The organism is Bacillus sp. FSL R9-9497 (assembly GCF_038005805.1).
Taxonomy (GTDB): domain Bacteria; phylum Bacillota; class Bacilli; order Bacillales; family Bacillaceae_G; genus Bacillus_A; species Bacillus_A cereus.
Genome location: NZ_JBBOTY010000001.1, coordinates 3369649 through 3384006, shown reverse-complemented (window position 1 = coordinate 3384006; position 14358 = coordinate 3369649). Strand labels below are relative to the sequence as shown.

Sequence of the window (14358 nt, the reverse complement as noted above, 5' to 3'; positions counted from 1 at the left end):
TAATGAAAAGAAAATATATTCAAGGAGTATTGATATGTATACCATCGCTGAGTTTTCTCGGATTTGTAAAATGAGTACGCGGATGTTAAGACATTATGACAAAGAGGAGATATTAAAACCGGCATATGTGAATCCGGTTAATGGGTATAGGTATTATGAACAAGAGCAGCTGGAAGTAGCATTGAAAATAAAAAAGCTAAGGGAGTATAAATTTCCTCTTCCAAAAATTAAAATTGTTTTGCAGTCATCGGATCAAGATTCGTTTGTTCAGCATATACAATCACAAATTATCGAGTTGTCTCAGGAAGTGAAGCAAAACTTACAGGTTATTTCAGAAATGAATGAAATGGTAATGGTGAATAGTAGTCTAAATATTGCTCGCCATAGAAGTTACGATATATTAATGGGAATGAGGAACGAAGTAACGTTAATTACTCAAAGAGTAAAAATAGATATAGATGATATGGATGATTATTTTTATGACTTATATGAAGAGGTACAAAAAAATAACTTTCAAATAGCTGGTTCTCCATCTGCAGTCTTTTATGATGAAGAATATATTCCAAGTAACAGTGATATTGAGTTAAGAATTCCGGTTATGCAGGGGAATGATGAAGACGTAGCACAAGAGTATGAAATGAAACAACTAAGTCCACATCATATCGTTACTACTATGCATTATGGAAGTTACGACTATATAGGTTACGCTTATATAGCGTTAGAAGAATGGATTGAAAGAAATGGGTATGTAATAATTAATTCGCCATATGAAGTTTATATAAAGGGACCTGAATGTGATTGTTTAGCAGAAGAGTATGTGACACAAATTTGTTTTTTAGTTACGAAAATAGAATGAGAATAAGGATTGACATTAACATTATGTCAATCCTTATTCTATGTATGAAAGCAATTTATCATAATAAAAAGGAGAAGTAAAGAATCACCTTATAAAGTTGCTACAAGTAAATGAAGATATTCCTGTTGACCTTAACACGATGTCAAAGTATAGACTGTACGTACATTCATATAAGGGGTGAACACGTATGAGAAATATAGAGAATAGTTTGTTTTATATGCCTGCGGAATGGGAGAAACATGAAGGTACATGGCTCCAATGGCCACATGATAAAGCACATAGAGGTGAAGGCTACAGAGCTAAGTTAGATGATATTTGGATATCGATGGCAAAGGAGCTTCACTATGGAGAAAATGTCCATATTGTTGTATGTGATGAAGAAGAGAAAATACATGTCCAATCGAAGTTAATTGAAGCTAATGTAAATATGGATAAAATTGATTTCTTAATTCAAGAAACTGATGATATTTGGATACGAGATAACGGACCAATCTTTGTAACGGATAAGGAAGGGAATCGCTGCCTAACGCACTGGATATTTAATGGTTGGGGAAATAAATATCCGTACCAAAAAGACGCTAATATTCCGAATAAAATAAGTGAAATGTATCGTATTCCAAAAGTTGAATCTAGTGTCTGTCTAGAGGGTGGGGGAATTGAGATAAACGGAAACGGGACCTTAATGGCGGCGAAAACGTCTATTATAAATGAAAATCGAAATCCCACACTAAGTCAGAAAGAAATTGAAATGGAGTTAACGAAATATTTAGGAGTAACAAATTTTATATGGATAACTGGTATACGCGGAGAAGATAATTATGATGAAGATACGGATTATCATATTGATGGCGCGGCACGGTTTGTAAATGAAAATACGATACTGTATGAATATGATCCTTTCGATGAAGGAGAGCCATACCTTTTGGAGGCGTATGAAAAGCATTATCAAGAATTACGGCAAGCGAAAAATATAGATGGAAAGCCATTTCAGCTCATTCCAGTACCAGTAACAAGAAAAGTGGTAAAAGAAGCAGATTGTAAAGGATCGTACTTAAATTTTTACATTGGTAATGAAGTTGTATTGGTACCTATATACGGTGATGAACATGATAAATTAGGGCTTCAAATCATTGAAGGTCAATTTCCAGGGAGAAGAATTGTCGGTATATATGTTAACGAATTGTATGCATACGGTGGTATGATTCATTGTGTGACGCAGCAGCATATAGAATAGAGTAATTCAAATAAAAAGCATGCAGAGTATATACTCTGCATGCTTTTTATAATGTTGAAAACTCCTCAACAAGTTGAGTGAATTGTTTTAATGCACTTTCAATCGGTTCTGGCGTTGTTAAATCGACGCCAGCTTTTTTCAATAAGTTTAATGGGTAGTCTGAACTTCCGCCTTTAAGGAATTCAATATAATTTTTCTGAGCATCCGGATCACGGCTTAATAGTTTATCAGCGATTTGAATGGCAGATGCGAATCCAGTTGCATATTTGTATACGTAAAACGGGCGATAGAAATGAGGGATTCTAGCCCATCCGTATTTTACTTCTTCATCAAATACAAGTGAATCACCGTTATATTCTTTAAATAGCTTTTCATAAATTTCACTGAAGACTTGTGCATGTAATGGTTTACCTTGTTCAGCCATTTCATGTGTGATTTTTTCAAATTCTGCAAACATAATTTGTGTAAAGAAAGTACCTTTAAATTTCTCAATAAAATGGTTAACTAAATGGTTACGCACGTTCGTATCTTTTGCTTCTTTTAATAAATAGTGAATTAATAACACTTCATTTACTGTAGAAGCGACTTCTGCGACAAAGATAGAATAATGTGCAGAAATTCTTGGTTGGTATCCATGTGAATAGTGCGTATGCATACCGTGACCGCATTCATGAGTAAGAGTGAACAGGCTGTTTAAATCATCGTGATGATTTAAAAGAATGAAAGGATGAACGCCGTATACACCAAAGTTATAAGCACCAGAACGTTTCCCTGGTGTTTCTCTTACGTCTATATATCTTTTATCTTTAAAACTTTTTAATGTCTCAATATATTCTTCTCCTAAAGGAGCTAGTGATGCAATCATAATGTCAAATGCTTCACTATATGGGATGTCTTGTTTTGCACCTTCTACTAAATCGACGCCTAAGTCGTATTGTCTTAGTTCATCTACGTTTAATTTTTCTTTTCGAATTTCATTGTATGTATGTAATGTTTGAATGTTTTTTTTCGTTGTATCAATTAGGTTTTCATATACTTCTTTTGGAACCATATCGCCAAATAATGATTTCTCTAGCGCTGATGGATAGTTTCTTAATTTCGAAACAGTAACATTATTTTTAATAGCAGCGGATAAAGTAGATGCGATGGAATTCTTTAACTGAACATATGGTTTGTAATATGCTTTATAAGCTTCTTTACGCTTTTCACGATTCGTATCTTCTATTAACTTTGCATACATTCCGCGTGTTAAGTTCACTTTTTCTCCATCGTCAGTCGTCACTTCACCAAATAATATATCTGCATTATTTAACATACCAAATGTGTGCTGTGGAGAAGAAAGAGCTTCACCCATTTGTGATAAAATTTCTTCTTGGTCCTTATTTAATACGTGTTTTTTATAACGGTATAATTCAAATAAGTCTTCTTTATAATATTGTAAGCCTTCTGTTTCTTCTATGTAAGAATGTAATGTGTTTTCGTCTATGCTAAGTAAGAAGGGGGAAAAGAAAGATTTCGCTGCACTTACTTTCACGTGTAATTGTGATACTTTATCGACAAGAGATTGCGCGTCAGTATCGCGTGTATCAAGGTCAGATTGTAATCGTGCATAAGCGAACATTAAAGATATTATGCTAGAAATTTCTTCACTCTTCGTTAAATAAGCTAATAAACTATTGCCGTCGTGAATATTTCCATTAAACTCGTGTAATTCCTTCGTTAATACTTCAATTTTATGAAAATCACTTTCCCAATCTTCAATTGTATGGTAAATGTCTGTTAAATCCCATTTTTCTATATCAGCTACTTGTAATCGATCTTTAAGTTCTGTCATAATCATTTCCTTTCTAAACATGTAGTTATATTTCTATATAACTATGAAATACAACAAATTGCAAAAAATCCCTGCTGAAAATTGAAAAGCCCTGCTAAAATAACAAGGCTTACTTACTTAGAGTGTAATTCCGAATTTTGAATGTAAAAGGTTTGTATATTGCATGTTTGTAACGGTTTCTTTCGTTTTTTTACCATTTTTCGCTACTGTAAGGCTATCTTTCGTTAAAGAGGCATGCCCATCTTCAGTTAGTTTTACAATAAGAGGTACTTTATTAAAGGGTGATCCTTCATGTTCAACGATAATTTTTTGTGCTGTATTTGCTTTTTCTTCATCCACTTCTTCTATATAAAATGCATAGCCTAACGTCCAATCATCAGCAGAAGATTGATCCAAGAACTCATTGTTTTTCCGCATCTCTAAAATGTAGTTTCCCTTTTCGGTCATTTCTTTACGAATACGATAATCTCCTGTAACAGAGTGAATGACTTCACCTGAGAAAGGGACAGGGGCAAGAGGTAAGTATGATCCGAATCCTACTTCAATTAAATAAAGTTCATTATGATGTGTTAAAACGATTGCGATATGGCCAGAATCAACAGCCCATATGGAGTTTGCAGCGTTATAAACTGTTCCTGAAACGAGATGAACATCGAATCCAGAATCTTTCAGGAAGTAATACATAGTAGGATTGAGTTCATAACAAAGACCGCCACGGTTATTTACTAAAATTTTCTCTTTCAAATTTTCTTTTGATATTTCTTTAAAATTCTTTTCGAGAATATTTAAGTTTTCAAAAGGAACAGTTTGTGCCATTGCGTACATAATGTTAGATAAATCTTCAAATGAAACTGTGTCTTTTTCTTCTATATGTAATCGTGCGAAAAATTGTTTTTGAAAGTCTGTCATCGAAACCCCTCCGTTATGCTTTTATAGGTAAATTGTAAACAATCTTGAATAGGATGTGAAATTAAAACTACGTTGAATATTTGAAATTAGACTAAAAATAATATGGGAGAGTGAGAGATTGCTACTTTACTAACGGTGGGACGAATATTATAATAATTCTGATAAACTATGCAAACGCTTTCTTGGAAGGGGATGGTGTACAGATGTTTAAAAGAATAACAATAGTCGGATTGTCAGTTTTTATGTTTTTATCTAGTATATATGAGGGGAGTAAAGCATATGCAGACACAGTTAACAATGGAACGTTAATGCAGTATTTTGAGTGGTATGCTCCGAATGATGGGAATCATTGGAATCGTTTGCGTACTGATGCTGAAAATTTAGCGGAAAAAGGAATTACATCTGTTTGGATACCACCTGCATATAAAGGAACTACGCAAAATGACGTAGGATATGGAGCATATGATTTATATGATCTGGGGGAATTCAATCAAAAGGGCACAGTGCGGACGAAATATGGGACGAAAGCACAATTGAAATTTGCAATTGACGCTTTACATAAGAAAAACATCGATGTATACGGTGATGTAGTTATGAATCATAAAGGTGGGGCTGATTATACAGAAACTGTTACAGCAGTTGAGGTAGACCCGAGCAATCGGAATATTGAAGTATCAGGTGATTATGAAATTAGTGCGTGGACGGGATTTAACTTTCCAGGGCGTGGAGATTCTTATTCTAATTTCAAATGGAAATGGTATCATTTTGACGGAACGGATTGGGATGAAAGAAGGAAATTAAACCGAATTTATAAATTTAGGGGCATAGGTAAAGCATGGGACTGGGAAGTGTCTAGCGAGAATGGGAATTATGATTATTTGATGTATGCGGATCTTGATTTTGGTCATCCAGATGTTGCGAATGAAATGAAAAAATGGGGAACGTGGTATGCGAATGAATTAAATTTAGATGGTTTTCGTTTAGATGCTGTTAAACATATTGATCATGAATATTTGCTCGATTGGGTAAATCACGTTAGACAGCAAACAGGGAAAGAAATGTTTACAGTAGCTGAATATTGGCAAAATGATATCCAGACTTTAAATAATTATTTAGCGAAGGTTAATTATAATCAATCTGTGTTCGATGCACCACTTCATTATAATTTTCATTATGCTTCAACAGGAAATGGAAATTATGATATGAGAAATATTTTAAAAGGAACGGTAGTTGCGAATCATCCTACACTTGCGGTTACTCTAGTTGAAAATCATGATTCACAGCCTGGTCAGTCATTGGAATCTGTAGTGAGCCCTTGGTTCAAGCCGCTGGCATATGCATTTATTTTAACGCGTGCAGAGGGGTATCCTTCTGTTTTCTATGGTGATTACTATGGTACAAAAGGAAATAGTAACTATGAAATTCCAGCGTTAAAGGACAAAATTGATCCGATTTTGACGGCACGAAAAAACTTTGCATATGGTACGCAGCGTGATTATTTTGATCATCCAGATGTGATTGGCTGGACAAGAGAAGGTGATAGTGTACATGCTAATTCTGGTTTAGCAACATTAATCTCTGATGGACCAGGAGGGGCAAAGTGGATGGATGTTGGAAAGAATAACGCAGGGGAAGTATGGTACGATATTACGGGTAATCAAACAAATACTGTAACAATTAATAAGGACGGATGGGGGCAGTTCCAAGTAAGTGGAGGATCAGTTTCCATATATGTTCAGCAGTAATTTGGTGATGAAAAAGAAGAGGTAGACTGAAATATAAGTTTTCCTCTTCCTTTTTACATTCTGTATAGTTATAAAAGTATGACACCTTTACTTCTCACGTAACATATAGTATGATGATTTCAATAAATTAGATTTCAATGACTATAATATAAATTAATGAGAGGTGCTTTTTGTGAGTGCGGTAGGTACTAAATAGGAAAAATTTAATGAAATAAATCGGATAAGACCAGGGGATTTTTATGTACATCATACCCCTAATTTTGTCATGCATTTATTTCAAAACCTATGAAGATACCTACAATACTTTATAAAGCGTGTAATAAGGGACTGCCATCTATTTTTTTATGGCTTATTTCCTCATATGTTATTACAAATGCCTTGTAAATGTAAAAGCTGCGGTATCCCCGCAGCTTTTTTGTATATGTTTTTATTGTATAATTATGGGATTTTATATATGACTCATTGGAATCTAATGAGTAGGTATCTTCATTTATGATAAAAATCAATCATAGTGAGGAGAAACAAAATGAATACGATGACTTTTGAAAAGCTACAATATAACGAATTAAAGGATATAGTGAAATCTTATTGTGTAAGTGGATTAGGTAAGGAATTATTAAACAAATTAGAGCCGAGTACGAGTATAAAAGTAGTGAGAAATCGGTTGAATGAAACGACAGAAGCACGAGCTATATTAGATGCAGAAGGGCATGTTCCTTTCTTCGGCATTTCTAATATTGCTAGTACAATTCAAAAATTAGAAAAAGGGATGATTTTAGATCCAGAAGAATTAGTCAGTGTTTCAGACTTTTTACGCGGATGTAGAAAGATTAAAAAGTTTATGTTAGATAAAGAATTTTTTGCACCAGTATTAGCTTCTTATGCAAATTCAATGACTGAATATAAAAGTATTGAAGAGGAAATTAACTTTTCAATTAAAGGAAATAGTATTGATGCAGCTGCAAGTAAAGAGTTAAAACGAATTCGAAATAATATCGATTCTGTAGATGGGAAAATAAAAGAACGTTTAACGAAGTTTTTAAATAGTAGTGCAAATAAGAAATTCATTCAGGAATTCTTTATTAGTAAAAAGGATGACCGTTATACGATTCCAATTAAATCTTCCTATAAAAACCAAGTTGCTGGAAGTATTATTGAAGCCTCGGCAAAAGGTTCTACTGTATTTATAGAACCGCATACGGTTACGAAATTGAATGCGGAACTAGCGGGTTTGAAAGCAGAAGAAGCGGTTGAAGAATATCAAATTTTAGCGACTTTATCAGGAATGGTGTTAGAAAACATTTATAGTATAAAGATTAACATGGAGCTAATTAGTCAGTATGATATGGTATTTGCAAAAGCGAAGTTTAGTAAATCAATTGATGGAATAGAGCCGAAGTTAAATGATCATGGCTACATTCATTTAGTGAATTGTAAGCATCCGCTTTTAACAGGGCAAGTTGTACCCTTAAATTTTGAAATTGGTCAAGAGTATCGTAGTTTAATTATTACAGGGCCGAATGCGGGCGGAAAGACAATTGTGTTAAAAACGATTGGATTGTTAACATTAGCTACAATGTCAGGTCTTCATATTGCAGGAGATAAAGGTACAGAAATCGCTATTTTTGAAAATGTATTTGTAGATATTGGTGATAATCAAAGTATCGAAAATGCACTAAGTACATTTTCATCTCATATGAAAAATCTTTCTGAGATTATGAGGATGTCAAATAATAATACGTTGTTATTATTTGATGAAATAGGAAGCGGGACTGAACCGAATGAAGGAGCAGCACTTGCAATTTCTATTTTAGAAGAGTTGTACCTTGCGGGATGTATTACCGTTGCGAGTACGCATTACGGAGAAATTAAACGATTCTCAGAAATGCACGATGACTTTATGAATGCAGCGATGCAGTTTAATAGTGAAACGCTAGAGCCGCTTTATAAATTAGTTATCGGAAAATCAGGAGAAAGTAATGCACTTTGGATTGCGAATAAAATGAGCGTAAAAGAACATGTGCTGAAAAGAGCGAAAGAGTACATGGGAAATAAAGAGTACGCCTTAGAAAAAGTGAATGAAAGTAAAATTAGAAAACCGAAATTTGTACAAGAAAAAAGAGAATTTCATTATGAGTACAAAATCGGCGATCGTGTGAATTTATTAGATTATGATGATTTTGGTATCATCTATAAGGAAAAAGATAATTTTTATAACGTTGTTGTATATTATAACGGTGAATTCGTTGAAGTAAATGTAAAACGTATGAATTTAGAGGTAGCAGCGAAGGAATTATACCCAGAGGGATACGATTTAAATACACTATTTGTCGATTATAAAGAGAGAAAAATGCAACATGATATTGAGCGCGGATCGAAAAAAGCACTGCGTAAAATTCAAAAAGAAATAAGAAAGAATAGAGGATAAGTTAAAATGGTAACGATTAGACAAGAACAAAAAAATGATTATAGAAAAACAGAAGAAGTCGTAAAAGAAGTATTTTCACTTGAAGAATTTAGTGATAAAACAGAACATGAACTTGTAAAACGTATTAGAGAATGTGAAGCATTTGTTCCGGAGTTATCAATTGTTGCGGTAGATGAAGATATAGTTGGTCACATTATGTTATCGAAAATTACAATAGAACAAGGTGGAACTTCTGTAGAATCGTTAGCACTTGCACCAGTTTCAGTTGCTAGGGGTCATCAGAAGAAAGGAATTGGTGGAAAACTGATCACGGCTGCTTTAGAAAAAGCGAAAGAACTTGGATACGGATCAGTTGTAGTATTAGGACATCCAGAGTACTACCCGAAATTTGGTTTTAAGAAAGCAAGTGAGTGGAATGTAAAAGCACCGTTTGAAGTGCCTGAAGAGGTATTTATGATAAAGGAATTAACAGAAAATGCTCTTCGAGGTGTAGAAGGAATTGTACAATATTCGAGTGCTTTTGCTGAGTAGGAGTACCGGTTAAGAAATGTAATCATAAAAGATGCTATCTTTTTGTATGGATATACAGAAAGATAGCTTTTTTTATTAAGCGGATCTACTGACGTATATTTTGCTCAATGAATAATTGAGGTGGTAAAATTGATATAGAAACGTAAAGGGAGAGAATGAAATGAATAAGCGAGAAACAGATAGCAATGAGAATGTAGTGACGTTATATGTTACAAGACACGGTAAAACAATATTAAATACGAATCATCGCGCGCAAGGTTGGGCAGATTCTCCTTTAGTAGAAAAAGGTGTTGAAGTTGCCACAAATTTAGGAACAGGATTAAAAGATATTCATTTTATGAACGCATATAGTAGTGATAGCGGCCGCGCAATTGAAACTGCTAATTTAGTATTAAAATATAGTGAGCAATCAAAAGTAAAACTTGAGCAAAGAAAAGATTTGCGAGAATTAAATTTCGGTATTTTTGAAGGTGAAAAACTTGAGAATATGTGGGATGTGGTTGGAAAAGCTGCAGGCGTTGCATCACCAGAAGAACTCTTGAAGCTTTCTATTCAAGAAGTGATTAATCTTATTAGAGTAGCAGATCCGACAAAACAGGCGGAAGATTGGGAATTGTTTTCTACTCGTATAAAAACAGAGATAGATAAAATTAGTGAAGAATCTGCTGCAAATGGTGGCGGTAACGTTTTAGTTGTCGTTCATGGGCTTTTGATTACTACCTTAATAGAAATGTTAGACAGTAGCAAAACAAAACTTGGAGTGGAAAATGCTAGCGTGACGAAGATTGTATATCAAGATGGAACATACACAGTCGAGTCTGTTGGAGATATGAGTTACGTTGCAAAAGGGAAAGAAAGTGTGGAAATATAAAAATAAGAAAAGGAAGGTAGAGAACTCTAGCTTCCTTTTTATTTTTTTATATATCATTTATTAATTCGAATCGGAATATTCCGTTAAAAATGAACTATGAAAATTATTGTAATGGTATAATTAGAGAGTAGGAACAACAAATTAGTTTGCAGTGTATTGGAGGGACATTAGCCTTACATTTCATCTCGGAATCTAAAGTAAGTATACGAGAAATAAAGTGAAACTTTAATCAGTGGGGTTTTCTTCATCCCCCACTGATTATCAGCCCTCACCAATCGGACTTTAATGGGCAGCCCGACCCCCACCTAACTTCTTTGCTTTCGCTGCATTTTGAGGTGGGGGTCTTACTGCCCATTAAAGTGGGATAAAACAAAGTAAGGAATGTGTGAATATGGGTGGTACATGGTATGTGATTTATGTTCAATTCTAAGAAGAAAAGAATATTAACAATTATATGGAGAAGTGATTATGTTGATTAAATTCGTTCATTTGTTATTTGGGAAACCGTGTGAAAAAGGTGATTCGTTCCAAACTAAGTTTCCACGTTTTATTTATTGGAGTGCAGTTGTATTTTATTTTTTTGGAATGCTATTATTTGGGATTCTTTCTTTTATTGATACTGTATTTATTGGATCGTTGATATCAGGAGGTTTGTTCTTTCCTTTAATATTTAGATTCATTTATTATATAAACTTAAAAATGAGGGGCCTAGAAAGAGAAGCGTAGAGAAAAAATATAAATAACAGGGTTATTGAAAAGAAGCGAGATTGATGTTAAGAGATAATAAAGTTGTTTAATTTACAATAAAGTCCTTTGAAAATAATAAAGTTGTTTAATTCTTATTGAATTAACGGTGCAGGATAGTTGAATAAGGATGATGATATACTTAAGGGGGAATTTACTTTATTTTATAGTTTATGAGGTGGAAAATGGACTCTTTAGAATTAAACAAATCTAAATATATTGTCTCTAATATCAAAGAAATTTTGCATAAAAAGCTTATTCTTGATAAACCGTTAACTAAAGATGAGGTAAAAAAATTAAAACTAGTTAATCCCCCTGTATACGAAAAAGAGAAGTATCTCATTCAAAAACGGTGGTTTTATAGTATTAATATCGGAGAATGGGAAGATGTGGAGATTATTATTCAGGGGAATAATGAAAATCCCGATATGGAGATTATCGAAATGGCAGAAAAAACATTCGATGAACTCCATCTACATATAAGCTGTGCATTAAAATATTTACAGAAATTCTTCCCTAATCAAGAAATGAAGAACTACTATCTATCCACAATATTTTTTGGAAAGATGGTTAATTTTGACGATTATATATTTTCTGGGTTTAGTTTAGCTTTTATTTATGATGGTCACTTTGAGTTTCAGTATAAAGTAAAATTTAAAAACGATGGATGGCCTATTGGTTTTGAAGGGGGGCCACTTTAATAATAATAGATAATTTTTTCTTATTGAACTAACGGGTGCTTTAGTTGAACAAGATTTAAACAACTTTATTATTAATTTTTGTCTACAAGCACATTTAAATGGTTAGAAATTAAACAACTTTAAAGAGCTTTACTACAATATGATTTGTAGCCAGGCTCTTATATTTTTAGATCAGAATTAAATAACTTTATTATCACTTTACAATTGAACATAAATAACGTTAAAAAAGGAAGCAAAGAAATACATTCTAGCTTCCTTTTTTATTGGAACGATTATGGGATCAATAAAATCTTCCCTGTGCTTTTTCGGCTCTCTAATAATTCATGAGCACGGGCACCATCTTGTAAAGAGAATGTAGTAGAACTTGCGATCTTTAATTTTTCGGTCGCAATCCATTCGAATAATTGAGAGGAGCGTTCTATTCTCTCTTCATAAGATGTAAGCACGTTCCAAAGGTCTCCGCCAGTTAAAGTTTTCGAAGTATCCATAAGCATACGTGGATCAACTGGCGCAGGATTACCGCCGGCCATTCCGTAAAATACGACAGTACCGCCAGTTTTAGTAGCATTAAAACTCTCCTCTAATGTAGAACCTACTGATTCATATACAACATTTACTCCATCACCATTTGTTATTTCAACTACTTTTGTATGCCATGCTTCCGTATATAAAAAAACGTGATCAGCACCAGCTAATGTAGCTATCTTTGCTTTTTCTTTTGATGACGTTAGGCCGATTACTTTTCCGCCTAGTAGTTTAATTATTTGAATAAGAAGTTGCCCAACACCACCAGCTGCAGCGTGTACTAAAGCTATATCACCTTGTTTTATCTCATAGCTATCTTTCGTTAAATAATGTGCGGTTAGACCTTGCAATAAGACAGAAGCGGCTGTTTCAAAAGAGATAGAATCTAAAAGCTTAATTGCTTTCTCAGACGGAACAGCAACTAGCTCTGCATTTGCAAATGGGACATCAGCAAATGCAATACGATCTCCAGGATTAATATTCGTAACGTCAGCTCCTACTTTTTCAACAATGCCAGCCCCTTCATAACCTAATATAAAAGGCGGGGTACCAGCGAGATGATAATCACCGCGGCGTCTATAAATGTCGGCGAAATTTAAACCGATTGCTTTCGTGCGGACAATAATTTCATTTGGATTTATGATTGGATCATTTAGTTCTTTATATTGTAGTACATCCGGATTTCCGAACTGTTCGAAACAAAGTGCTTTCATATGGAATACCTCCATTTTTATTGTTTGTAGATGCTCTTTATCATACAATACAAATATCAATAGACAAAGAGGATTATTTCGATGAAATCAATCGGGAATATCGATTGAAAAGAGGGACGATAAATGGAGATAAAACAATTAATTACATTTAAAGTAGCGGCGGATACTTTGAATTTTACACAAACTGCGAAGAAATTAAACTTTGCTCAATCGAGTGTGACAGCGCAAATTAAAACGTTAGAAGCTGAGTTAGGTACGCCGTTATTTGAAAGATTAGGAAAACGCCTTTTCTTAACTGAAGCAGGTAGGAAGTTTCAACTATATGCCGACAAGATGATTGCGCTCAGCAACGAAGCAAAAATGGCTGTGAAAGATGATGAAGAAATAGCAGGTACGTTAATAATCGGTGCGCAAGAGAGTCAATGTACATATAGACTTCCTTCTATATTAAAGAGGTTTAAAGCACAATTTCCTCAAATAAAGCTTATATTTAAACCAGCGCATTCCAATAAAGATGCGAAGGAACAATTGATGGAGGGAAAAGTCGATCTTGCATTTATTTTGGACGAATGTAAAACAGAAGATACTTTACATGTGGAGCCGCTTATGAAAGAAGAATTAAAAATAGTAGCTGCTTCAGGGCATCATTTACTCGAGAAAGCTTCCATTTCTACAAAAGATTTAGAAAGTGAGACGTTGTTGCTAACAGAGCTAGGGTGCTCGTACCGGACTTTATTTGAAGAGCTACTTCGTACAGAAGATGTGTATCCAGCAAATAAAATTGAGTTCGTTAGTGTAGAGGCAATTAAACAATGTGTTATTGCAGATTTAGGAATAGCTGTTTTACCAGCGATAGTAGTAGAAAAAGATATACGAGAAGGGACGATAGAAGAGTTACATGTAGAAAGTGCAATCTCACCGATTTATACACAAATTGCTTGGCATAAAGATAAATGGATGACAGCGCCACTGCAGCAATTTATTGATGTAACGAGGGAGTTTTTTACAACGGATTAAGTGGAGAAATATTTATTTTATATAAAAGAAAAAATGGCAATTTTGTATAAAGAACCGATGCTTGCATGTAACAAGTATCGGTTCTTTTATGTTTTAAATAAAGGATGCTATAAAATGTGTATTTCTCAACTTTTTTTCTTACAAGGATAAGTAAAGTTCTTCGTATATTCCAATAATCATAAGGGAATTTACAACGTTAATTCGTTTCTGTAAGATGCCTCTAGGAAGCATGGAAGGAGGGCTGACACAG

At 34.0% G+C, this 14358-nt stretch carries 12 protein-coding genes; 9 read left to right on the top strand and 3 right to left on the bottom strand.

Annotated features, from left to right (window positions below):
- The first annotated feature begins 34 nt into the window (after positions 1–34).
- Both MKY21_RS17430 and MKY21_RS17425 read left to right on the top strand, forming a co-directional pair.
- A complete protein-coding gene (locus tag MKY21_RS17430; RefSeq protein WP_086391364.1) occupies positions 35–856 on the top strand; it encodes a MerR family transcriptional regulator in 822 nt (273 codons plus the stop codon).
- A gap of 187 nt (positions 857–1043) precedes the next feature.
- The gene (locus MKY21_RS17425) at positions 1044–2090 is read left to right on the top strand and encodes an agmatine deiminase family protein (RefSeq protein WP_341077014.1); all 1047 of its coding nucleotides are present in this window, start codon (positions 1044–1046) and stop codon (positions 2088–2090) included.
- A gap of 46 nt (positions 2091–2136) precedes the next feature.
- On the opposite strand, the gene pepF is transcribed toward MKY21_RS17425, so the two are convergent.
- Positions 2137–3924, bottom strand: a complete 1788-nt coding sequence (pepF, locus tag MKY21_RS17420) for an oligoendopeptidase F (RefSeq protein ID WP_341077012.1) — start codon at positions 3922–3924, stop codon at positions 2137–2139.
- A 117-nt stretch (positions 3925–4041) separates the two neighbouring features.
- Positions 4042–4833, bottom strand: coding sequence for an arylamine N-acetyltransferase family protein (locus MKY21_RS17415; RefSeq protein WP_016118393.1), 792 nt, complete (start codon positions 4831–4833; stop codon positions 4042–4044).
- Positions 4834–5036: 203 nt separating this feature from the next.
- Here MKY21_RS17415 and amyS point away from each other — a divergent pair, with 203 nt between their 5' ends.
- From amyS to MKY21_RS17385, 6 genes are all read left to right on the top strand, one after another.
- The gene (amyS, locus tag MKY21_RS17410; protein WP_341077010.1) at positions 5037–6578 is read left to right on the top strand and encodes an alpha-amylase; all 1542 of its coding nucleotides are present in this window, start codon (positions 5037–5039) and stop codon (positions 6576–6578) included.
- Positions 6579–7104: 526 nt separating this feature from the next.
- Positions 7105–9006 (top strand): endonuclease MutS2, encoded by a 1902-nt coding sequence (locus MKY21_RS17405; RefSeq protein WP_033693031.1) that lies wholly within the window; start codon positions 7105–7107, stop codon positions 9004–9006.
- A 6-nt stretch (positions 9007–9012) separates the two neighbouring features.
- Positions 9013–9537: a GNAT family N-acetyltransferase gene (locus MKY21_RS17400; RefSeq protein ID WP_000256479.1), complete on the top strand. Its 525-nt coding sequence runs from the start codon at positions 9013–9015 to the stop codon at positions 9535–9537.
- A 160-nt stretch (positions 9538–9697) separates the two neighbouring features.
- Entirely contained in the window at positions 9698–10408 is a 711-nt protein-coding gene (locus tag MKY21_RS17395; RefSeq protein WP_001042052.1) for a histidine phosphatase family protein, read from the top strand.
- Between the two features lie 468 nt (positions 10409–10876).
- The gene (locus MKY21_RS17390; RefSeq protein WP_000905655.1) at positions 10877–11134 is read left to right on the top strand and encodes a hypothetical protein; all 258 of its coding nucleotides are present in this window, start codon (positions 10877–10879) and stop codon (positions 11132–11134) included.
- A gap of 203 nt (positions 11135–11337) precedes the next feature.
- The gene (locus tag MKY21_RS17385; RefSeq protein WP_030026782.1) at positions 11338–11853 is read left to right on the top strand and encodes a hypothetical protein; all 516 of its coding nucleotides are present in this window, start codon (positions 11338–11340) and stop codon (positions 11851–11853) included.
- Positions 11854–12125: 272 nt separating this feature from the next.
- Here the strand turns inward: MKY21_RS17385 and MKY21_RS17380 are convergent, their stop codons facing one another.
- On the bottom strand, positions 12126–13091 hold the full coding sequence (locus MKY21_RS17380; protein ID WP_000645241.1) for a quinone oxidoreductase family protein: 966 nt from the start codon (positions 13089–13091) through the stop codon (positions 12126–12128).
- Between the two features lie 123 nt (positions 13092–13214).
- Here MKY21_RS17380 and MKY21_RS17375 point away from each other — a divergent pair, with 123 nt between their 5' ends.
- The gene (locus MKY21_RS17375) at positions 13215–14108 is read left to right on the top strand and encodes a LysR family transcriptional regulator (protein WP_044795229.1); all 894 of its coding nucleotides are present in this window, start codon (positions 13215–13217) and stop codon (positions 14106–14108) included.
- Positions 14109–14358: the final 250 nt, after the last annotated feature.